This window comes from Aeromonas sp. R6-2 (assembly GCF_040908155.1).
Classification (GTDB): domain Bacteria; phylum Pseudomonadota; class Gammaproteobacteria; order Enterobacterales; family Aeromonadaceae; genus Aeromonas; species Aeromonas schubertii.
This window is the reverse complement of record NZ_JBFODE010000043.1, coordinates 54,770-76,376: the sequence shown is the minus strand read 5'-3', so window position 1 is coordinate 76,376 and position 21,607 is coordinate 54,770. Positions and strand designations below refer to the sequence as shown.

Here is a 21,607-nt window from a genome sequence, read left to right as displayed (position 1 = left end):
ATCTCCGGTTCATCCCCGCGGGCGCGGGGAACAGGCAGGGCGACCCATGCCAGGCCGCGAATTTTCGGTTCATCCCCGCGGGCGCGGGGAACAGGACAATGACTGTATCCAAGGAAGCAACAATACCGGTTCATCCCCGCGGGCGCGGGGAACAGGCCATGGCACCACCAAGGTCACCGGCGCCGCCCGGTTCATCCCCGCGGGCGCGGGGAACAGTCCTGTCGGATGCCCAATCCCATGGCCAATGCCGGTTCATCCCCGCGGGCGCGGGGAACAGGACTGCCGTCACATTTTTTTATTCTTGGCATCCGGTTCATCCCCGCGGGCGCGGGGAACAGATAAATCGGGTTATCGGCGTCGCGGCTGCGCCGCGGTTCATCCCCGCGGGCGCGGGGAACAGGAGAATTATTTATCCCAATACTGCTCGCGAATCGGTTCATCCCCGCGGGCGCGGGGAACAGGGAGAAGAAAGAAACGTGACCAACATCACAATCGGTTCATCCCCGCGGGCGCGGGGAACAGATGGTCGAGGGTTTGACCTCTTAGGCCGCCGCCGGTTCATCCCCGCGGGCGCGGGGAACAGAACGGCAGGCTGCGCATCACCTCTTTGCCCTGCGGTTCATCCCCGCGGGCGCGGGGAACAGTCTCGGCCGGTGGCCGCATAGGCGGCGAAAATCGGTTCATCCCCGCGGGCGCGGGGAACAGGTTCGTCTGTCCATGCCGAGCATGTGGCCTCGCGGTTCATCCCCGCGGGCGCGGGGAACAGGGCGAGCGCAGGTACTGCTCGATTTGTGCGTCCGGTTCATCCCCGCGGGCGCGGGGAACAGCCAAGTCACCATCCCAAGGCACCATCGACCCGCGGTTCATCCCCGCGGGCGCGGGGAACAGACGCGGCCAGGCGCAACAACCTGGACAGCCTGCGGTTCATCCCCGCGGGCGCGGGGAACAGGGCCCCAGGGTTGCCCCGTCTAAGCAACGAGGCGGTTCATCCCCGCGGGCGCGGGGAACAGTAGGGCCGCAGGCTGTCGGCCAAACGGGCGTTCGGTTCATCCCCGCGGGCGCGGGGAACAGAAAAGGCGTACTCAGAACGCCCTGCCTCACTCCGGTTCATCCCCGCGGGCGCGGGGAACAGTCGGCTGAAGAGCGCGAATCGCAGCTATCCGCCGGTTCATCCCCGCGGGCGCGGGGAACAGCCCGGCCGACATGACCCCCCTCATCAAATCCGCGGTTCATCCCCGCGGGCGCGGGGAACAGACCCGCAAATACGACAGACTATTGCGTGAGGCCGGTTCATCCCCGCGGGCGCGGGGAACAGGGTACGGGAGAGTAAGCTCAGGGTGTTGGAAGTCGGTTCATCCCCGCGGGCGCGGGGAACAGGCAAACATCTCGCTGTCTGGCAATTCTGGCAACGGTTCATCCCCGCGGGCGCGGGGAACAGTAAGTGCGCCACAAGCGGATTCGACCCAGAGGCGGTTCATCCCCGCGGGCGCGGGGAACAGGAGCTCGTCGACGATGACGGCGAGGACGTCCCCGGTTCATCCCCGCGGGCGCGGGGAACAGGCGCTTACTCGGCACGACCGCCATCCACGGGCCGGTTCATCCCCGCGGGCGCGGGGAACAGTATGGCTTCGTCCAGAGGGTGACACCCGCCTGCGGTTCATCCCCGCGGGCGCGGGGAACAGAGCTCGACGCGCTCCACAAACGCCCCCTGCATCGGTTCATCCCCGCGGGCGCGGGGAACAGAGCTCCATGAGCGACGGCTCGATCTGGAGGGACGGTTCATCCCCGCGGGCGCGGGGAACAGAGAGATTGACACGGCTTTATCCAAGTCTCCGCGCGGTTCATCCCCGCGGGCGCGGGGAACAGATCAGCCCACCAACCAGCGCATTGCGATGGCCCGGTTCATCCCCGCGGGCGCGGGGAACAGTGGCTGCGGATGTCGTCCGGCAGCTGCCGGATCGGTTCATCCCCGCGGGCGCGGGGAACAGGCAAACGCCCACCAGTCGCGCACGGTGAAGCTCGGTTCATCCCCGCGGGCGCGGGGAACAGGAACCACCGCTCCAGCTCCCGGCGATCGAGAGCGGTTCATCCCCGCGGGCGCGGGGAACAGGAGTACAGTCCAGCTTGTTAAAGAACATCCCACGGTTCATCCCCGCGGGCGCGGGGAACAGGTTCATCGTGGAGGTGTGATGCTCATCAACCCCGGTTCATCCCCGCGGGCGCGGGGAACAGTACGCCGGCAACGGCCTATAGCAGGGCAAACCCGGTTCATCCCCGCGGGCGCGGGGAACAGTCATCACCACGATGGGAGCCATAGCTCTGACGCGGTTCATCCCCGCGGGCGCGGGGAACAGGCAGTAGGCAACTAAATCTGCTATGTGGTTACCCGGTTCATCCCCGCGGGCGCGGGGAACAGCAAAGCAAGTGTTTGATGATGGGTATACCGAGCGGTTCATCCCCGCGGGCGCGGGGAACAGAGGATCACTAGCCCCAGCAACAGACGCCGCAACGGTTCATCCCCGCGGGCGCGGGGAACAGCAATCCATTCCATATCGCTATCCTCACGCTACCGGTTCATCCCCGCGGGCGCGGGGAACAGACTTAACAGATGCTATTGATTTTGATGGCTTTTTCCAACCATAAAAAAGCCACCGACTAATCCAGATTGTTAATGAACGCTAAACTATTGATTTTCAATGGGTAGAAAAGAGACCAATCGGCAACCATCGAGGTCCACCGGCACCCTTCGATTAGAGCCCAGGGTTTGAAAGTCAAACCCCGAGTCATTATTGGCAGGCCAGGCCATCACGATATTGCCCTGCTCCACCAAGGCCTCGCACTGCTGCCAAATCATCTCGCGCACCCGGCGCGAGACATCGCCTACGTAGACACCGGCACGCACCTCGAGTAACCAGACCGCGAGCCGGCCGCGCAAGCGCGGCGGTACATCTTCGGTCACCACCACCAGCATGCTCATCACTGACTCCTGTGACCGGCGTCCCCCATGCCGGCGGGTTCGGGAATGGCGGGGGGCTGGGCATCTGCGGGGGCGTCGGGCGGGGTGATGCCCCCGGCCGAGAGCACCTCCTCGATAAGCGGGATGAGTTTCTCCAGGGTGCGCTGCTTGTTAAAGCTGTCACGACAAGCCAGGCGCACTGCACGATCCGGGTTGGCGTCGCCGCGCGCGGCAATCTCGAAGGCCTGGGGCACCACTGTCTCAAACTTGATGATGTCGGCGATGTCGTAGACAAACGAGAGCGGCTTGCCGCTATGAATAAAGCCGATGGCGGGGGCATAGCCTGCCGCCAGGATGGCTGCCTCCGTGATGCCATAGAGGCAGGAGGTGGCCGCGCTGATGCATTGATTGGGCAAGTCTCCCTTGTCCCAGTCCTTGGGGTCATAGCGCCGCCCCTGCCACTTCACCCCATAGCGGGCAGCCAACAGCTTGTAGGTCTCCCGCACCCGCGCCCCTTCGATGCCGCGCAGTTGATCCACCGAGCGGCGGCTGGGGGGCGGCTCGCCAAAGCGCAGCTCAAACATCTTGCGCACCACCTTGAGACGCAGATCCTCGTCGAGGGCCAGCTTGGCCTGATAGAGCAGCCGATCGGAGCGAGCTCCGCCCGGCTGGCCTGCTGCATAGAGGCGCACCCCGGCCTCTCCCACCCAGACCAGCAGGGTCCCCGCCGTGGCCGCCAGCTTGACGGCGGCGTGCGAGACCCGGGTGCCGGGTTCGAGCATCAAACAGGCGACGGTGCCGATGGGGATGTGGGTGCGGACCCCCTCTTTATCCACCAGCACAAAGGCACCGTCGATCACATCGAGCTGGCCATATTTGAGAAACAGCATGGCCCGGCGGTCCTTGATGGGTAGCGGCTTGAGGGGCGGCAACATCAGGCTTTACCCAGTGAGAGCAGACCACAACCCAGGGACTTGGCCGGGCCAATCCCACCTTGCAGCGCCGCCAACAGGGCGTGGCTGTCGTTCACCCTTAAGTAACCCTCGAAGGTCGCCGTCAGTACGCTCAGGCGACTATCTCCCTTACGTCCCTGCTGCAGGGTTGAGCCGCTGACCAGCGCCTGCAGCAGGGTAAAACCGTGGCGATCGCCCTGGCGCGCGAGCCAGGCCAGCTGATCTTGCTCGTGACACAGGCCCCGGCGCTTGCCATCCCGGGTCACGGTTGGGTTGGCCTGCAGGCGAAAGCGATAGGAGCCTTCAGGTTCGAGCCACAGTTCGGGGGCAAAGTGCTTCTCTTGCACCTCTCCTTGCAGGTAATAGGGAAGATCGCGCAGCGGCCCCCAGTTACCCGCGGTTTGCGACTGCACCAACAGCTGTGGCTGTTGCCAGTTGGCCGTGGGCTCGAGGCGCCACAAGAATCGCTCCGGCGCCGTCTGCTCATCGGGCGCGAAGGCCCGGGCCAGAGTGCGATGCAGGTCATAAGGATTGGCCAGATCCCGGCGCGCCTCCCGGCTTTTGGGGTTGAGGATCAGTTTGCTCAGGAACATGGCACCTCCTGCGGATCCAAGGGCTGGGTGGTAACAAAACGCGGCCCGAAGCGGCGCTCGGCAAAGGGGGCAATGGGTTGGTCGAGTCGCACTGCCCCTTCACTGGCCTCGAGCAGCAGACGGCGCACCTGACGCCCAGCCCCTTTGCTCAACTCGGGATAGTTGCGCAAGGCAGTCAGGAGATCGCTCTCATGCAAGCCATCTGGTAAGTAAACCGGCGGTGAAGGCAGACACCCTTTTCGGCCCAGGCTCAAGGGCCAGTGGGGGTGGCGCAGCGCCTGGTGAATACACGTCAACAGGGTGGCCTCCCCCTCGAAGCCAACCAGAAAGGCGGCATCGCTCAGGTAGTAGCGGGGGCTGACCACGGTGCGATTCATGTCGACCTTACCGGCCGCATTCAGGATGCCAGTGGCGGTCTGATAGTCGCGCAGTACCACCCCCTCCCTGTCTACTCGCACACCCATGATAAGGGCGGCGAGATCGTCAACCGGCTCGCTCCGATCCCGCCCCAGGGCGGCGCAGACCAGCCCCAGCACCCCCGACTTGGAGGGCTCTAGCTGGGTATCGCGTTCATCGAAGCGGCTGGTGGTGCCCCAAGATTGCAGGGGCCCCTGCAGCCGCAGTAGCAGTGTCGGCATCTTACTCCTCCCACTGGGTCTCGACGGCATCGCGCACCCAGGCGGCCAGATCGCTGACCGAGCCGCGGGCCAGGCTGCTTTCCAGCTGCCACTTGCCGGTGAGGTCGATATGGGCCCAGCGATCGCCAGCATCCCCATAGACGGGGGCGAGCTTGCGCTCGTAGTCTGCGAGCGCCGCCACCGACTGCTCGGTCAGGCTCTTGTCATGGCGCGGCTGGACGGGGCGCTCGAAGGCGTTGGCCAGGTTGAGGGGGCTTTTACGCAAACTCACCCCGATAAACTCGGGCAGGTTGTGAGCGGCAAAGCTGTTCTGTTTGCCGGTCGGGATGGCGCGCACCATGGCCTGGATCAGGGCCTCGATGGCAGAGGCGGTGAGCTCTTTGTCCTCTTGCAGGTTGTTCAGCAGCTTGCTGACATCGAGCGCCGCGTAGCGATAGAAGGTGGCGGAGTTGAACTCGACCTGACCAATCATACCGGCACCGGTCTCATCAGGGCCACCGACGTCATCGACCGCGGTGAAGTAGTCAAAGTCACGCTCCACCCTGTGAGTGCTGATGGCGTGAGCCACCTGGCAGGCGGCATCCTGATTGACCTGAGGCAGGTCGGCCAGCATACGGCCGAAGAGGGCAATATCAACAGCTCGACTTCTATGAAGTAATGCTTCCAGTTCAGATTTGAGCTGTTTAGAGATATCGGTAGGCTTGAGTTTTTTCTTATTGCTCAGACTTACTATTTCTTCTGAATGAGAAGAGATGAGCTCTTTCAGTGCATTCACTTCAGGCATTGAGATATAAAGCAGGTAAGAGAGCGTTGCTTCAGGCGAAGCTTCATCTTCTCTATCTGTCTCTTTTTCTTCTTTACCTTTCTTCTTTTTCAGCGCTTGTTTGATGATCTCGTTGAATGTGGAGGTTGTTGTTACCCCGATTTTTTCCAGCTCTTCCTTCACGAGACGATCCAAGTGTCGGGTTCTCGTACCCAGATGTTCGGCTTCAACGAGATTCGAAGTTTTGAACAAATCCCGCACCGATTTTTTCTGGCATTGGCTGCTAAGTCTGGCTCGGCGCTGGCCACCGAAAAGGGCGTCTTTGGGCGCCCCGGTATCGTCACGGTTGAGGTTGGAGGGGGCAAAGTTCTGGATCAGATGCAGTTCAACAAACAGGGTCATGGTTTCTCTCCTTGAAAGATTTAATCGTTTGAATCGGCAGTGGCCGCGATGCGGTAAAAGTCACTGGCCCAACGGCGACGCAACTTGTCGAGCTCCTCGGGACGAGTGGGGTTAAGCCAGTCGGTAAGATCCCAAAGCAGGCGCTGATAATCGATGGCCAACTCATGGGATCTCAGCAGCGTCACGCAGTGGCGCAGTGGCTCGGCCAGGGTCTCGCCATCGCTTTCAAGCAGGGCGATAAAGCGCCCCTCGATGGACGGGCTCTGCTCCTGCTTGCGATAGAGAACACCCATCGCCTTGGCCAAGGTCATCTCACTGTGCTTTGGATGAAGCGCAAAGAGCCCGGCCACCAGGTAGTGGGACTGGCGACGAGCCGAGTCGGGATGCTCATCGGCTGCGATAAAGGGCTCAACGTAGGGAAAGACGCGGGGTACCGTGCCGGGGGCAAAGGTGAGACTGCGGCGCAGTTCGGCCAAGGCCCCGCGGTTGCTTTGTGACAATAGCTGCAGATGGTCGACAAAAGGCTGATCACTCATTGAAGCTCTCCTGTTTCGTTAAGGGCTGTCAGTTGCTCCCGGATGGCAGACCACAAGCGGGGCTGCGCCTTGGCATTGGCACGCCAGAGGCGGACACTGCCTCCCTGGCTGGCCAGTTGGGTCTCCCACGCCGCCAGGGCGGCCTCTTTCAATACCTGCTGCCACTGCAGCTCGGCGACATCGGAGTCTTGTTCAAGCTGCGCCAGGATGGTCATCAGAGCGCGCTCGGCGCGGGCAAAGAAGAGCGGCGCCACCGGGCCTGCCTCAAACAGAGCGCGGGCACGGCTGCGGGTATCTTTCTGCTGGCTGTCTGGCAAGGTTTCGGCAATCAGTTGGACGGCGGCCCCTTTGAGCGAGGCAAACAGGGTCTCGGCCATCTCCAGCATCAGGCGGGCCGCTCGGGTCACCTCGGGTTGCTCCAGCAGAGCCTGCGGCAACTCCAGCTGCTCGACGCGCCAGCGCAGCAGCTTGGCCTGATCGCTGGCCAGGCCGGCGACCAACAGACGAAGGTGGGCTTTGCCCAGCGATTCGTTTAGACGGGTGGCATTTTCCAGGATGGCGGCCGGGCGAGAGCCCCCATCGGGGAGCAGGGCCGGCAGATCGCGCCAGAGGGCTCGCCCTTCACTAAAGGTGAGGCGCACAAGCCCATTGCTGCCCTCCCGAAAGTTGGCCATGGGGTCGGGGGCATGAGGGTCCTCTTCCAACCCTTGCCCGGCGGCAAAGCGCAGCCAGCGGATAGCGCCATCCTCCTCTCGTTGAAACAGCACGGCGCGGGTCTGGCGGGTGAAGCGGTCGTTGGGGCCAGTGGCCAGTAGAGGAGGCGATTTCAGATTGGTGGCGGTGAGAGCGGGTCGCTCCCAGCTCGGCAAGTCTTCATGGTCAGGCGAGGCGGGATGCAGGCTCAGGATAAGGGTCTGGGCCAGGGAATCCCCCAGTGGCAAGACGGCCGCCGTATTTGCCAGCGGGCCCGCCTTGTCGGCATCACGAAACACCTTGACCAGACCACCCGGCGTGCACTGTAAAAAACCGAGCAGGGTTCGAATGGCGTGAGCCGGCGAGATGGCGTCAGGCGCTGTGTCCACCGAGTGGTTAAACACCACAGGCGCATTGCCGCTGACGCAGGCCAGATCAATCTGTGCCCAGGGTTTGAACTTCTCGCAAGTCTCGCCCGCCGTGGCCAACGCCGCCACCTGCATAAAGGGATGCTCGGGGTGAAACAGCCAGAAACGATCGCGCCACTTTTCCAGGTAGGCGGTGATGGTCTCGGTGGGCAGCCCATGGCTAAACCAGTGGCGCAAGTCCCGTTGACCCCAGCTAGGCGTGTGTGCACTCAGGGCTCTATGGGTGATGGCAAGCAGCAGGCGATATTGAGCCATTAAGGAGGGTGGCGCCGTCTCGGCCAGGGCCACTATCTGCGGCGCCTGCTCAAAGAGGGCCAGCAGGCCCAGCTCCCTGACCTCGCCGCTTGGCATCCTGACCGGCAGCCAAGGCTCGTCGAGCAGATTAAAACGCATTGTCATTGTCACTCCTTTGGTTATTCCCTGTTCCGGTAGATAAGCCCCAACTCCCCATCGAGCCGAACCACCAGCCTGCCATCCAGTTGCGCCCTGCCGTCGCTATCGAGCAACAGCGGGTAGCTGTGGCGAAGCAGCGGGCTCTGGGCAAAAGCCTGCACGTCGGGTTGCTGCTTGATGGCTTTAACTAGGGCTTGATTGGATAGGCTGAGCTGGCGGGCACAGAGCTGGCAGGCCAGTTCAGTTGAAAGCGGTACATCGAGCGCGAAGGGCTCAGCGTCTGGGGTCAAGGCCACCCCCTTGTCAGAGACAAAGAGCGGGATCACGGTGACACTGGGTTTGCCCAGTCGGGTGCAGTTAATTAAGCCTTTCTCCGCGCCCTCCCCCTCTTCGTAACCTCTGGGTTTGTTCGAATAAGTACCAAGGTCCGCATCGGCTCTGATAACAATATTTCGGGCCAGCTGCCGCTGGTGTTGCTCTGCGGCCAGATAAGTGGCGTAGCTGTATTCCTCGATATATTGGCGTAGCGCCTCACTCACCGAATCGGGCAACTCACCGTCGCCATAGACGGCCTGTACCAGCCGATCGATATCCTGGGGCAGTTGCAAGCTGGTTTCGCCGAGGAGCCGCACCCAGGTCATGGCGAGCAGGTAGGGATCGTAGACAAAGCGCCAACGGGTGGTCGCCAAATCGGGTAATTCACCGGGTAAGAGTCCGGCCACCGTCAACACCGGCTGGCGATGGGGCCCGGGGCGTGCTGGGCGTTGATGGCGATGCAGCCGCCCCACCCGTTGCAGCAGCAGATCGACCGGAGCGAGATCACTGATTAAAAAGTCAAAATCGATGTCCAACGATTGCTCGACAACTTGGGTTGCCACCAACAGGGCCCGGGCCGGACGTTTCCCCTCTTTACCAAAGGTGGAGAGCACGGCAGCTTCTCGCTGTGCCCGTTCATCGGCGGGGAAACGGGCATGAAAGATCTGCAGGGTGAGATCTTCCGGTGCCTTGGCCTTGAGCAGGCTATAGAGCTGCTGTGCCCGCTCGACCGTATTGACGATGATGGCGCCACAGCCCCCGTGGGTCAGGGCCTCAAGTGCTACGCAGAGCAACTCCTCGGGTGTCGTACCGCATCCGGCCAACCGGACGGGCTCCATCATTCGGCTTTCTATCTGGTCATCCCAGTCGAGGCCCCTGTCATCGGCAAGCACCAGCCGCGGATAGGCAAGCTCTGGCAGCACGGCAGGGTCAACCCGCCATGCCTTGAGCAAACCATCACGACGCTTTGTTGGCAGGGTGGCACTCATCAGGATGACTGAGCAGCCCAGACCTTTTAGCCAGCGCAGCAGCGCCTCAATCAGCCCTTCGGTATAGGTGTCGTAGGCATGTACCTCATCGAGCACCACTACCCGATTGGCCAGCCCCCAGAGCCGTACGAAGTGATGTTTGACGTTCAGCACAGAGAAGAGCGCCTGATCGATAGTGCCCACTCCATAGGGAGCGATCAGCGGTCGCTTGCGACGGGAGAACCAGCGGGCGGCCTCGATCCCCTCACTCTGCTTGCCATCCTCACCCCACACATCCTTGAGCGCGGCCATCATCTCCTGACGGGCGGCACCACCGTGGATCAGTTGCAGATCGGGCGCCGGTCCGTGAGCAAAAGCGTCCATAAACTGGCGAGCACGGGCAAACAGGGCATTGCCGGTGGCCTGGGTTGGCAAGGCCAGATAGAAGCCGCGATGGCCATTGGCACGCTGCAAGTGCAGGTGTGCCATAAAGGCGAGCTCGGTCTTGCCCTCCCCCATGGGTGCCTCCACCAGCAGCAAAGCCGGCCCCTGGCTCTGTTGTAACAGGGCAACGCCCTGTTGCTGCAAGGCTCTCGGCGTGACCGGTTGATCGGCAGCCAACATTTGGCCCAGTTGCCTGTCGAGTGGCACTGGCTCGGATAGCATGGGCGCAAAGGAACGCCAGCCGATGGTCGCCAGCGCCTGATGAGCCAGCGCCTTGGCATGGAGGTAATGTTGTCTGAGATCGTCGTGACGAATACCGAGGGAAAACCACTCAAGGTTGGAGCCGATCCAGTCGGCGATAGAAGTCAGCCCTGCCAGCCAGTTGATGGCAGGTAGCGCCAGTTCGTCAGCGGTAATCACTCCTGATGGGGTCAGCACCTTCCAGTAGGCATCGAGCAATGCCTGCCGGGCTTGCTGCCATGCTTTATCTTCACGCAGCGGCAAACCATCCCCAACCTCCTTTGTGGTCAACGGGTAACCGTGATGAGCCCCAACTGCTTCAGCCACCTGAGTGCACCAGATGACGTCGGCACCAGTGTGCGCCGGTAGCCATTTTTTCAAAATGGCGGTCGAGGCCCAGTCGTGGCGATCACTGCGCAGCGATGTACTGGCAAAGGTCAATCCTTTCGACTTGGCAAGTGCCTGCCCCTGCTCCCATTTGGCCTGAAATCCCGGGATCGCCTTACCCACATCGTGCAACCCGGCAAGGGTCGCCAGCCAGCGGGGGGCCGTCTCAGCCGCCAGGCCAAATTGAGCGGCCAGATGTTGATGGGTCGTGGCGGGTTCGAGCTCGAGGATCGCCTCGGCTACCGCAGCCACATCCAGCATGTGGGCCAGTAAGGGGTGACCCTGATCTTCACCGCTTTTAGCCCAGAGGATGGTGGCCTGCGGATGGAGGCGTGAAAACAGGATGGGGTCTTTCAGCTCTTCCATATCGGCTCCTCTCTCTTCTTGCTACCCATTATTCCCCCCTCACTCGCTCACCGGCTGACCCAGTAACGCGGTGGATGCGTGTTTTTTTAACCCCGCCGTCATGGCGGCGATCACGCCGTGGCGTAGCTCGGGGGGAGAGAGCACCTCGACCTCGCCGCTAAAGCGCAGCAGGTCACGCACCAGCTCACGCTGGTCGGCATAGGGAAAGCGCAGACGAATATGGCCGCCGGGCTCGATGACCTGGGTCTGATCCCGATGCCACTGCACATCCTTGACCCAGGGGGCGGCGGAGGGGTCAAAGCGCAGCTCGGCCCACTGCAAGGTGTTGCCGGCGAAGATGCCGTAGCCGCTGGCAAACAGGGCGTCGAGCTCGCCACTGTCTCGTTCGCAGGCGGTTTCATCGAGCGCAACGGGGCCTTCGATGCGGCTCAAGGCAAAGAGGCGTAATGCGGCTCGCCCATGGCACCAGGCGATCAGGTACCAGTTGTCCCGATACCAACACAGGCGCTGGGGCGAGACCTGACGCGCCTCGCTCCGGTGTGAGGCGGTGTGATAGACAAAGTGGAGCCGGCGCCGGGCAAACAGGGCCTGCACCAAGGGCAGAAAGAGCTCGGGGGCCACGTATTGGCGGCCAATGCTTTCGACGCGCAGCCGATCGGCCTCGCTCTGCCACTGGGGGCCAAGCAGCTCGCCGATGCGGGCCTGCAACTGGGCCAGCCCCTGTTGTTGCAAACCCGGTTGCACCTCTTGCAGCAGCCGGTTGGCCATCAACAGGGCGAAGGCCTCGGATTCGGTGAGCCAGACCCCGGGCAGGGTGAAGCGGCCATCCAAGGTGTCGTAGCGATAACCCCGGGCGGCACGGTCCCAGACGATGGGGGCCTGGTAGCGATCCCGCAGCAGCTCCAGCAGTCGCTTGAAGGTGCTGGTCGAACACTCGAGTCGCTCGAGGATCAGGGATTGGGGGACGGGGCGGCGGTGATCCAGCAGCAGCTGGTGCAGTCTCAAGGCGCGGTCTAGCTGTTCCATCTTTTTGATAAGAAAGAAAACAATGGAACTCACCCTAGCATGGGGGGAATGTGAAAACTCTATTGAGTCTCACGATTCGGTGCTCGGCTCACGCCACAACAGGCAGAAAAACAAAAAGCCGCCCCGGGGGGCGGCTTCTTAAGACAGGCTGGATCAGAAGATCAGCTTGTAGAGGATGCCGGACATGGCGATGAGGCCAATGGCGGTCACGAAGAGGTTGCTCGGGTTGCCGGCGTACTTGCGCATGGCCGGGATCTTGGCGATGGCGTACATGGGCATCAGGAACAGCAGCATGGCGATGATGGGGCCACCCAGATCTTCGATCATGCCGAGGATGCTCGGGTTGACGGTGGCCACGGCCCAGGTGGTCAGGATCATGAAGACCGCGGTCACCTTGTTGAGTTGCTTGACGTCCACATTCTTGCCCTTCTCGCGCAGGGTCTTGGCCATCAGGCCGTTCATGCCCTCTTGCGCGCCCAGGTAGTGACCGAGGAAGGACTTGCTGATGGCGACCAGGGCGATCAGCGGAGCCACGGTGGCGATCACCGGGTTGTCGAAGTGGTTGGCCAGGTAGGAGAGGATGGAGATGTTCTGCTCCTTGGCGGCCATCAGGTCAGCCGGGGAGAGGCTCAGCACGCAGCTGAAGACGAAGAACATCACGGTCAGCACCATCATGACGTGGGCACCCAGCAGGATCTTGCTGCACTTGGGCTCGGCACCTTCACCGTAACGACCCTTATTGTCCACCGCGAAGGAGGAGATGATCGGGGAGTGGTTGAAGGAGAAGACCATGACCGGAATGGCCAGCCACAGGGTCTTGATAAAGTCGCCGTTGAGGGCGTCGCCCAGGGCCGGGGCCTCGGAGATGATGGCGCCGTTCCAGTGGGGGATCAGGTAGAAGGCCAGGCCCATCAGGGTCAGCACAAACGGGAAGACCAGCACGCTCATCGCCTTGACGATCACCTGGCCGCCCAGGCGAACGATCGCCATCAGACCGAGGATCAGGGCCAGGGAGAGGATGGCACGCGGGGGCGCCGTCATGCCCAGCTGGTGCACCATCAGGCTCTCGACCGTGTTGGTGATGGCCACCGAGTACATCAGCAGGATCGGGTAGATGGCGAAGAAGTAGAGCAGGGTGATGAGCTTGCCGGCCGCCTTGCCGAAGTGCTCTTCCACCACCTCGGTGATGTCGCCGTCACGGGTGGAGCCGGAGAGGACGAAACGGGTCAGACCACGGTGAGCGAAGAAGGTGAGCGGCAGGGCCAGCACCAGCATGGCCACCAGGGGCCAGAGGCCACCCACACCGGCGTTGATCGGCAGAAACAGCACGCCGGCCCCGATGGCGGTGCCATAGAGCCCCAGCATCCAGACCAGATCTACCTTCTGCCAGCCACTGGCCTTGGCGGCCTGCTGGGTTACGACGCCTTCGGCGGCAATATTCATCTCGGACATCTGTCATTCCTGTTGAAGTTTATTGTTCGGTCACCATGGTGCCCTGCGGGTGAGCGGCTCCTGTGCGACGAGCCTGTACCATGTGGGTCTTGGGGTGGATTAACACTTTCTTAATCACCTCTACCTCATAGGGGTGACTCTAGGGGAACGGCCCTACCATTCACAGTGTTTTTTTGATGTTTTCAACCAAAGTTTGATTAAAGTCGGTTTTTGACGGCGCGAGATCACAGAGAAATCTCCACTTATCTACAAAACATAAACATTTTTTGAGTCACTTCGGCCTCCCCGCTCGCCCCCTGTTACCGGCTTGTTGCCGGGCAACCATAAAAAAGGGGGCTTCCAGCGAAGCCCCCTTCCAATTGTTGAGGTGATGTATCAGCCGACTCGCTCGGCACGCGCCCCGAGGGGCGGCGTGGCGATAGCCTCCTGGGCGGCCACCAGTTGCAGCTCGTAGGCCCCCCGCTCCCAGGTGGCCCTGAGCACCGCATCGACCGAGGCATTGGTGCGCTCGAACGCCACCACGGGATCGTGACCGGCCAGCAGGTTGGCCAGCATCAGGGCACTGAGCAAGTCCCCCACCCCCACCGGCTGCCGGGGGAAGTCGTAGAGGGGACGCTCGATATGAAAGCACCCCAGCTCGCAGGCCAGCAGCATCTCGAAGCGTCCCGCCCTGATGCCGGCGCGCCCCAGGTGCTTGACCAGTACTGCCTTCACCCCTTGGGCCATCAGGGCACGGCAGGCGGCCATCGCCTGCTCCAGGCTCTCGATCCGTCGCTCGGTCAGGGTCTCGAGCTCAAGCAGGTTGGGGGCCAGGATGTCGGCCACCGGCAGGGCCTGGCGGGTCAGAAACTCGCTCACCCCGGGGGCCACGATGCACCCCTTCTCCGGGTGGCCCATCACGGGATCGCAGAAGTAGATGGCATCGGGGTTGCTTTGCTTGATGCGCGCCACGGCGCTCAAGATCTCTTCCCCCTGGGCGGCGGAGCCGAGATAACCGCTCAGCACCGCATCGCACTGCCCCAGCACCTCGATGCCGGCCATCCCCTCCACCAGCTCGCCGATGTGGCCGGCCGGCATGGCCATGCCGCGCCACCCCTGGCGGTACTGGGTGTGGTTGGAAAATTGCACCGTGTTAACCGGCCACACCTCCATCCCCATGCGGCGCATGGGGAAGACGGCGGCGCTGTTGCCGGCGCAGCCAAACACCACGTGGGACTGGACCGAGAGAATACGTTTCATGGGTTCACCTCTGAAGACGACAAAACGGGCCTCCCTGCCCGTTGTTATCGCAATGCTTAGCGCAGCACCTTCACCGTGTAGCTGCCATCGGCCTGACGGTAGAGACCGTGGATATCGGTCTCGAAACCGGGGTAGTGGGCGCCAATCTCGCAGAGCATCTCGAGGAAGTCCAGCACGGGGCGGGATTGGTCGGTCACCATCTCACCCGGCAGCACCAGAGGCACTCCCGGCGGGTAGGGCAGGATCATGTTGGCGCTGACGCGGCCCACCATCTCCTGCAGAGGCACCTCCACCACGTTACCGGCCAGCTCCTGTTGCCAGGCCGCGTGCGGGGTCATGGTCATCTCGGGCAGCACGTCGAAGGCCTTGAACATCAGCTCCGGCAGGCGGTACTTGATGGTCAGCTCGTGGATCGCCTGGGCCAGCTCCTGGATGCGCATCCCCTCGTAGAAGTGGGGCGCCTCGTTGTAGAGGGCCGGCAGCATCTTCTTGATGGTGAGGTTGAGATCATAGGCACGCTTGAACTCGGTCAGGGCACGCAGCAGCTGCATCGCCTTGGACTGATCGATACCAATGGAGAAGAGGAACAGCAGGTTGTAGGGGCCGGTCTTCTCCACCACTATGCCGCGCTCGTCGAGGAACTTGGAGACCAGGGAGGCCGGGATACCACTCTCCAGCAGCTGGCCATCACGTCCCATGCCCGGGGTGAGCAGGGTCACCTTGATGGGATCCAGGTACATGTGGTCGTCGTCGATGTTCTTGAAGCCGTGCCAGTCATCCTTGGGATCGAGCTTCCAGCACTCGGTGCTGTCGATATCCCGGGGCTGCCACACGTCGAAGAACCAGCCTTCGCTCTGCTCGCGCAGACGCTTGATCTCCTTGCGAAAGGCAATGGCGCGATCGATGGAGTCCTTGATCAGGCGCTTGCCGGTGTTGCCACGCATCATGGCCGCCGCGATCTCGGTAGAGGCGACGATGCCGTATTGCGGCGAGGTGGAGGTGTGCATCATGAAGGCCTCGTTAAAGGTCTCCTCTTCCACCTCTCCCTTGATGTGGATCATCGAGGCCTGGGAGAAGGCCGCCAGCAGCTTGTGGGTAGACTGGGTCTCATAGACCACCTTGCCTGGGATGGCGTCGCCGCTCATGCCGCACTTGCCCTCGTAGATGGGGCTGAAGTTGGTGTAGGGCACCCAGGCACTGTCGAAGTGGATGAAGGGGGTCTCCAGGGTCTGCTTGATGAAGCCGGTGTTATAGAGCAGGCCATCATAGGTGGAGTTGGTCACCACGGCGTAGCGCGGGGCCTTGGCCCCCGGGGTTGCGGCCACCTTGGCGGCAATGGTCTCGGGCAGGAACTCGCTTTGCGGGATGCCACCGAGGATGCCGTAGGCGTTGCGGGTCGGGCGGAAATAGATGGGGGTCACGTCGTTCATCATCATCAGATGGGTGAGCGACTTGTGGCAGTTGCGATCCACCAGCACGGTACTGCCGGCCGGTGCCGAGAACATGCCGACGATCTTGTTGGCGGTGGAGGTACCGTTGGTGACGATGTAGGAGCGATCGGCATTGAAGGTGCGGGCGATGTACTCCTCGGCCTCCTTGTGCGGGCCCGAGTGATCGAGCAGGGAGCCCAGCTCCGGCATGGAGATGGAGACGTCCGCCTTGAAGGTGTTGGGGCCGTAGAAGTCATAGAAGATGCTGCCGGCCGGGCTCATCTGGAAGGCGGTCCCCCCCATGTGACCCGGGGTACAGAAGGTGTACTTGCCCTCTTCCACATACTTGAACAGCGCCTTGGTGAAGGGGGGCAGCAGGGTATCGATGTACTCCTGGGTCGCCTGGCCAATCTTGAGGGCGATGTCATCGGCCATGCCGAGACGGTACTCGAAGAAGTGCACGTTCAGGCGCAGATCGGTCAGGTGAATGTCGAGGGTGGACTGATCGTTGGCGAAGGCGTAGATGGGCAGCTTTTCGTTGCGATCGTGGATCTCTTTGCAAAGACCCAGGGAGTACTTGTCCCAGTCGAAGATGGCGCCGGCGACGCGGGGGTTCTTCTCGATCAGCTTCAGCAGATCCTGGGCATCGACCGGGTAGACGACCTGAAAACCTTTGGCCTCGAGGGAAGCCTGCAGCTGATGGATAGGCTCCTCTTTGAAGAAGACACCCAGGTGGTTAAGGATAGCGATGATGTTCATAGGAAAACTCCAGGTGTAAGGGGGCGCTCCCCTGCGTATCGAGGATGAGAGAGCGCCGGCCGTGAACGGGAATAATCGGGTTAGAGGGAAGCCTCGGCGGCGGCATGCTGACGCAGGCCGAGCTTCTTGGCGTAGAACATGAGGATGACCAGGGAGACCACGAAGGTGGCGGTCAGGTTGGCCCCTTTGGCGCCCACCAGGGCGATGAGACAGAAGACGCACGCCACACCGGAGAAGATCATGGCGCCGGCACTGCGGGAGGTCATCCCCTCGAAGCGGATCAGGTTAATGCTGGAGTAGAAGTAGGGCAGCATGGTCAGCAGCACCGCGTCCGTGGTCAGCACGTTGAAGAGATCGGCCGCGTGGGCGGACTGGGAGGTAAAGGCGGTCAGCACCACCATCAGGGCGGTCATCTTGAGGGAAGCCAGCACCAGACCCTTCTTGGCCACGCCGTTTTTATCCACCTCTCCATAGATGGTCGGGAAGTTGCCATCGGCGGCGGCGCGCTTGCCCGCCTCGCCCACCAGCATCATCCAGGATCCGAGCGAGGTGAAGCAGGCCAGGGCGGTGAAGGCAGAGACGAAGGGGGCGGCCCAGTCACCGAAGATGGCGTTGGCGGCCATGGCAAACGGGGCGCCGGAGGCGGCCACGTCGGCAGCCGGGAACATGCCGCTGATTACCTGGGTGGAGAGGATGTAGACGATACCGGCCAGGGCGGTGCCGAGCATGGTGGCCAGGGGCACGGTGCGCTTGGGATCTTTCACCATGCCGGAGGAGACGGCGGCCGACTCGACCCCGACAAAGGACCAGAGGCAGATCAGCACGGCACTCACCACGGCCTGCAGATCGCCGCTGCCGGAGGTGTTCCAGTTCTGGTTATAGAGGCTCATGTCGAAATGGGTCCAGCCGATCAGGGCGGTCCCCACCACCGGCAGCAGGATCAGCACCAGCCCCAGGGTACAGAGCCGGCTCACCCAGCTGCCGCCGAGCAGGTTGACGAAGGTGAAGATCCAGACCGCGGCTATGGTGGCGATGGCCGCCGGGATCGGGCTGTTGAGCACGGGGAAGAAGACCGACAGGTAAGAGACGCCGGTGATGGCGATGGCCAGGTTGCCGATCCAGTTGGCGTGGTAGTAGAGCACACCGGTCTGGAAGCCGAACACCGGGGAGATCTCGCCGGCGTAAGCGATGGGGCCGCCCTCCTGCGGGTTCTTGGTGGCCAGGCGAGCAAACACAAAGGCCAGCCCCATGGCACCGAACAGGCAGATGATCCAGCTAAAGACAGAGATAGAGCCGATGGTGGCCAGGGCGCTGGGCAGCAGGGCAATGCCGCTACCCATCATGTTACCGGCCACCACGCCGGTACAGGCGATAAGACCGATCTTCTTCGTATCTGACATGGAAATGTCTCCAAAAGCCTCAGGGAAGCAGGACGGGGTAAGCGTCCGGCGATGGGGCCAGAGTAAGGAGACAGAGGTCTAAAAACATCAGGATGGGGTAAGGGATAAAAACATTAGCCTCACCCTTTTATCAAGGCGGGACCGCGGCCATTCATTATCTAATAATCCCTTTTAAAACAATGGCATTACCTAACAAACCCGGCTCATCTTGATAAAACCCTGATGGGAAACCGGCTGCTCATCCGCTCCCTTTATCACCCCGCGAGGCGGGGTTATCGGGAGCTTGGCCCCGGGCTGGCGCCCGGCGGGAGCAGGGCTTGATGCAAGGCGCGCAGGCGAAGAGCAAAGGCCGCGACGGCCTGTTTGAACAACGGGGAAGGGCCGGCGCACGGCATGACCGCAAGGGGGAAGCGCAGGCACAGAGATGACGCCCGGGCCGGGCGTCACAGGGAAGAGAAGAGGGTCACTTCACTCGGGGTCATGGAGCGGTAGAGGTAGGGGGCGAGCAGCTCGAGATTGCTGGTAAAGCCCAGATGCTGGCAGAGCAGGTAGGTCTGCTCGCTCGCCTCCATCAGGAAGGCCTGGGCATAGGCATCCCCCGCCGCCTCGGCTTCCCCCCTGAGCTCGGCCAACTTGCCCGAGAGGATATAGAAGAGGGCGCTGCGACCCAGGCTCGACACTCGCGCCAGGTCATCGACCGCGGCCTGCTGATCCCCGATCAGGACGGCATGCAGGGCCAGCGCCTCCCAGACCCGGGCCGGTTGTTCACTGGTCCGGGAGGGGGAGACCACCCGCTGCAGGCGGCGGGCCAGCTCATCGAGCTCGGCCCCCTCCTCCTCGCCGGCCTCGTGCCCCACCAGTGCCAGGCGCACCTCTCCGGCCAGATAGCGCTCCGCCAGCAGCAGGGGTTGATCGGGCTCGGCGACCAGGGCCTTGTCCAGCAGGGCGATCCCTGTGGAGACCCGCGCCGGCGCATCGCTGTTGAGGTAGTGGCTCGCCTCGAGCAGCGCCAGCATGCTCTCCTGTTGGCTCGGCCACCCCACTCCGACCGGATGCGCCCCCTGCCCGAGGGCATCGAGCAGATCCCGACCACTGGTCTGCAGGGTCTGGGCGATGCGGTGATCGGCCAGCTGATACTGGCGGCTCATCACCACCCGACCGGCCCCCCGGTTACGGTACTCGATATCGAGGTAGGAGCCCCCGTGTTGACGGGTGATGCGCAGGCTCACCTCCCGCCCGGGCAGTATGCCCCCGGCGAGACCCGCCTGATCGAGCTGCACCCTCAGGTTGGTGGCCGCCGCCACCTCTCGCATCAGACCCCGGGTGATCCCCTCTGCCAGCCGATCATCCCGACTGTCGCCGCTGGCCCCGTGCAGGCGAAAGATCACCAGTCCGGGATCCAGCACCGCCTGTACATGGGGCTTGGATTGCTGCCAGGTGAGGGTGCTCACCAGGGCGATCAGCACCACCACGGCGAAGAGATCGAAGCTGAGCAGGCGCCAGCGCCCCCGTTGATCGTGAGCCTGACGGGCCCGGGTGGTGAGGGCGCGGGTCAGGGGGCCCGCCGGGAAGGGGGGTGGGGTCTGTGGCTCGGGCTCTTCCGGCTCCGGCAGGCTCACTTCGGGGGACTCCTGCTCGATCCGCGCTACCGGGGCCACCAGCTTATAGCCCCGCTTGGGGACTGTGGCGATAAAGTCGGGCGCCCCGCCATCCCCGTCTTTGAGGATCTTGCGCAGCTCGAAGATGGATTGAGTGACCACCTGATCGGTCACCACGGCGCCCTCCCACACGGTCTCGATCAACTCGTCGCGGCCGAAGACGGTACCGGGATGGTCCGCCAGGAAGCGCAGCAAGTTGACCAGACGCGGCTCGAGGTTCATCTCGCGCCCCTGGCGATAGAGCTTGTTTTCAGCGACGGTGAGGACCCAGTCGTGGATCCGGTAAACCGGTTCAACCATGGCGACTCGACTCAATGGAACCTGATTATGACAGGGGAATAAACTGACGTTGCGGCACCCCATTGGAGTTTTAATCCAATGGCACCATGGATAGCAGAGCTTCCGTGCAGGATTGCCGACGATTAGGCAATGGAAAAACTTTATTCAAAAAATTGAGGAATACACAGCATTTTTTAATAAATCAGCAGTTGGTTTGATCTGAAACGGTTTTCCGGGCCCTCTGCGGGCCAGCTGACACCGGGGCCAGGCTGTCGTACCCTGAGCCCTCACCCCCATTCGGAATCCCCATGACCATCACACGCCAGGATCTCGCCGAGCTGGCAGTCTTTGCCGCCGTCGCCCGCCACCGCAGCTTCAGCCGCGCCGCCATCGAGCTCGGGGTCTCTCCCTCCGCCATCAGCCACAGCCTCAAGGGGCTGGAGCAGCGACTCGGGGTGCGCCTGCTGCAGCGCAGCACCCGGGCCGTGGTACCGACCGAAACCGGCGCCCAGTTGCTCGGCCAGTTGCTGCCGACGCTGGATACCCTCTCCTCGGCCCTCGAGAGCCTGCTGCAAGGCGCGGACGAGCCGGTCGGGCGCCTCAAGATCAGCGCCCCACGCGCCGCCATCGACGAGCTGCTCACCCCTGTGCTCGCCGATTACCTGATCCGCTATCCGCGCATGCGAGTCGAGGTGGTCGAGCAGGAGCTGATGCCCCGCCTTATCGAGGACGGTTTCGACGCCGCCCTCTTCTACGGAGACATGATGCCCCAGGAGCTGGTCGCGGTCTCACTGGACAGTCGCCCGCAACGCTATCTGGTGGTGGGATCCCCCGACTATCTGGCCCGCTGCGGCACACCGCAGCACCCGCGCGAGCTGGCTCGACATGCCTGCATTGGCTACCGGTTGAGCGCCACCCATCACTATCGCTGGGCCTTCGAGGAGGGGGGCACCTTGCTGGAGCTGGAGGTCGATGGCCCTCTCACCACCAGCACGCCGACCCTCTATATCCAGGCGGCTCTGGCCGGATTGGGGCTGGCCTACTGCCCCGAGGAAGAGGTGAAAAACGAGCTGGCCGCCGGCCGGCTGGTGAGCGTGCTCGCGCCCTGGAGCCCCACCTTCGAGGGCTTCTCGCTCTACTACCCCAGCCGTCACCAGCTGGGACGCGGGCTCAGATGCCTCATCGATATGCTCAAGGCGCGCCACAATAAATGAGCAAATCTCATAAATGCATCAAGAAAAAGCGGGATTATCATAAAAAACTGATGAATTAGAGTAGTGGCCTTCCCT

At 62.6% G+C, this 21,607-nt stretch carries 15 protein-coding genes and 1 CRISPR repeat array (1 of these 16 only partly in view); of the genes, 1 reads left to right on the top strand and 14 read right to left on the bottom strand.

Going from position 1 to position 21,607, the window contains the following annotated elements; translation table 11 throughout:
- Window positions 1-2,599: direct repeats of the CRISPR family, unit length 29 nt; unit sequence CGGTTCATCCCCGCGGGCGCGGGGAACAG (it extends 666 nt beyond the left edge of the window).
- An 84-nt stretch (window positions 2,600-2,683) separates the two neighbouring features.
- The 14 genes from cas2e to cadC all read right to left on the bottom strand — a co-directional run bounded on the left by cas2e (window position 2,684) and on the right by cadC (window position 20,339).
- On the bottom strand, window positions 2,684-2,977 hold the full coding sequence (gene cas2e, locus AB5Y48_RS11430; RefSeq protein WP_224161128.1) for a type I-E CRISPR-associated endoribonuclease Cas2e: 294 nt from the start codon (window positions 2,975-2,977) through the stop codon (window positions 2,684-2,686).
- A complete protein-coding gene (gene cas1e, locus AB5Y48_RS11425; protein ID WP_368164507.1) occupies window positions 2,977-3,891 on the bottom strand; it encodes a type I-E CRISPR-associated endonuclease Cas1e in 915 nt (304 codons plus the stop codon). Before cas1e ends, cas2e begins: the two co-directional genes overlap by 1 nt.
- Window positions 3,891-4,502, bottom strand: a complete 612-nt coding sequence (cas6e, locus tag AB5Y48_RS11420) for a type I-E CRISPR-associated protein Cas6/Cse3/CasE (protein ID WP_368164505.1) — start codon at window positions 4,500-4,502, stop codon at window positions 3,891-3,893. The genes cas1e and cas6e overlap by 1 nt, the downstream gene beginning before the upstream one ends.
- On the bottom strand, window positions 4,493-5,140 hold the full coding sequence (cas5e, locus tag AB5Y48_RS11415) for a type I-E CRISPR-associated protein Cas5/CasD (RefSeq protein WP_224161131.1): 648 nt from the start codon (window positions 5,138-5,140) through the stop codon (window positions 4,493-4,495). The genes cas6e and cas5e overlap by 10 nt, the downstream gene beginning before the upstream one ends.
- Before the next feature lies 1 nt (window position 5,141).
- The gene (cas7e, locus tag AB5Y48_RS11410; RefSeq protein WP_368164503.1) at window positions 5,142-6,305 is read right to left on the bottom strand and encodes a type I-E CRISPR-associated protein Cas7/Cse4/CasC; all 1,164 of its coding nucleotides are present in this window, start codon (window positions 6,303-6,305) and stop codon (window positions 5,142-5,144) included.
- Between the two features lie 20 nt (window positions 6,306-6,325).
- Window positions 6,326-6,841 (bottom strand): type I-E CRISPR-associated protein Cse2/CasB, encoded by a 516-nt coding sequence (gene casB, locus AB5Y48_RS11405; RefSeq protein ID WP_368164500.1) that lies wholly within the window; start codon window positions 6,839-6,841, stop codon window positions 6,326-6,328.
- Window positions 6,838-8,361, bottom strand: coding sequence for a type I-E CRISPR-associated protein Cse1/CasA (casA, locus tag AB5Y48_RS11400; protein WP_368164499.1), 1,524 nt, complete (start codon window positions 8,359-8,361; stop codon window positions 6,838-6,840). The genes casB and casA overlap by 4 nt, the downstream gene beginning before the upstream one ends.
- 14 nt (window positions 8,362-8,375) lie before the next feature.
- Window positions 8,376-11,075 carry a CRISPR-associated helicase Cas3' gene (cas3, locus tag AB5Y48_RS11395; protein ID WP_368164497.1) on the bottom strand — a complete coding sequence of 900 codons (2,700 nt, stop codon included), beginning with the start codon at window positions 11,073-11,075 and terminating at the stop codon, window positions 8,376-8,378.
- Window positions 11,076-11,114: 39 nt separating this feature from the next.
- Window positions 11,115-12,101 (bottom strand): helix-turn-helix transcriptional regulator, encoded by a 987-nt coding sequence (locus AB5Y48_RS11390; RefSeq protein ID WP_368164495.1) that lies wholly within the window; start codon window positions 12,099-12,101, stop codon window positions 11,115-11,117.
- Between the two features lie 153 nt (window positions 12,102-12,254).
- Window positions 12,255-13,553 (bottom strand): HAAAP family serine/threonine permease, encoded by a 1,299-nt coding sequence (locus AB5Y48_RS11385; protein WP_058628261.1) that lies wholly within the window; start codon window positions 13,551-13,553, stop codon window positions 12,255-12,257.
- 375 nt (window positions 13,554-13,928) lie between these two features.
- On the bottom strand, window positions 13,929-14,792 hold the full coding sequence (gene pdxY, locus AB5Y48_RS11380) for a pyridoxal kinase PdxY (protein WP_058628262.1): 864 nt from the start codon (window positions 14,790-14,792) through the stop codon (window positions 13,929-13,931).
- A gap of 56 nt (window positions 14,793-14,848) precedes the next feature.
- Complete coding sequence (locus AB5Y48_RS11375) at window positions 14,849-16,981, bottom strand: lysine decarboxylase CadA (protein ID WP_136613943.1); 2,133 nt, start codon at window positions 16,979-16,981, stop codon at window positions 14,849-14,851.
- 80 nt (window positions 16,982-17,061) lie between these two features.
- Window positions 17,062-18,387, bottom strand: coding sequence for a cadaverine/lysine antiporter (gene cadB, locus AB5Y48_RS11370; RefSeq protein ID WP_082178007.1), 1,326 nt, complete (start codon window positions 18,385-18,387; stop codon window positions 17,062-17,064).
- A gap of 437 nt (window positions 18,388-18,824) precedes the next feature.
- Window positions 18,825-20,339 (bottom strand): lysine decarboxylation/transport transcriptional activator CadC, encoded by a 1,515-nt coding sequence (gene cadC / locus AB5Y48_RS11365; RefSeq protein WP_368164492.1) that lies wholly within the window; start codon window positions 20,337-20,339, stop codon window positions 18,825-18,827.
- A 287-nt stretch (window positions 20,340-20,626) separates the two neighbouring features.
- On the opposite strand from cadC, the gene AB5Y48_RS11360 reads away from it, so the two are divergent.
- A complete protein-coding gene (locus AB5Y48_RS11360) occupies window positions 20,627-21,532 on the top strand; it encodes a LysR family transcriptional regulator (protein ID WP_050666919.1) in 906 nt (301 codons plus the stop codon).
- Window positions 21,533-21,607 lie beyond the last annotated feature (75 nt).

Bases quoted from the DNA above. Each gene is read 5' to 3' on its own strand.
- cas7e (WP_368164503.1), bottom strand. From the start codon at position 6,305: ATGACCCTGTTTGTTGAACTGCATCTGATCCAGAACTTTGCCCCCTCC.
- AB5Y48_RS11385 (WP_058628261.1), bottom strand. From the start codon at position 13,553: ATGTCCGAGATGAATATTGCCGCCGAAGGCGTCGTAACCCAGCAGGCC.
- cas5e (WP_224161131.1), bottom strand. From the start codon at position 5,140: ATGCCGACACTGCTACTGCGGCTGCAGGGGCCCCTGCAATCTTGGGGC.
- AB5Y48_RS11375 (WP_136613943.1), bottom strand. From the start codon at position 16,981: ATGAACATCATCGCTATCCTTAACCACCTGGGTGTCTTCTTCAAAGAG.
- cas3 (WP_368164497.1), bottom strand. From the start codon at position 11,075: ATGGAAGAGCTGAAAGACCCCATCCTGTTTTCACGCCTCCATCCGCAG.
- casA (WP_368164499.1), bottom strand. From the start codon at position 8,361: ATGACAATGCGTTTTAATCTGCTCGACGAGCCTTGGCTGCCGGTCAGG.
- cas2e (WP_224161128.1), bottom strand. From the start codon at position 2,977: ATGAGCATGCTGGTGGTGGTGACCGAAGATGTACCGCCGCGCTTGCGC.
- AB5Y48_RS11360 (WP_050666919.1), top strand. From the start codon at position 20,627: ATGACCATCACACGCCAGGATCTCGCCGAGCTGGCAGTCTTTGCCGCC.
- AB5Y48_RS11390 (WP_368164495.1), bottom strand. From the start codon at position 12,101: ATGGAACAGCTAGACCGCGCCTTGAGACTGCACCAGCTGCTGCTGGAT.
- cas6e (WP_368164505.1), bottom strand. From the start codon at position 4,502: ATGTTCCTGAGCAAACTGATCCTCAACCCCAAAAGCCGGGAGGCGCGC.
- pdxY (WP_058628262.1), bottom strand. From the start codon at position 14,792: ATGAAACGTATTCTCTCGGTCCAGTCCCACGTGGTGTTTGGCTGCGCC.
- cadC (WP_368164492.1), bottom strand. From the start codon at position 20,339: ATGGTTGAACCGGTTTACCGGATCCACGACTGGGTCCTCACCGTCGCT.
- cas1e (WP_368164507.1), bottom strand. From the start codon at position 3,891: ATGTTGCCGCCCCTCAAGCCGCTACCCATCAAGGACCGCCGGGCCATG.
- casB (WP_368164500.1), bottom strand. From the start codon at position 6,841: ATGAGTGATCAGCCTTTTGTCGACCATCTGCAGCTATTGTCACAAAGC.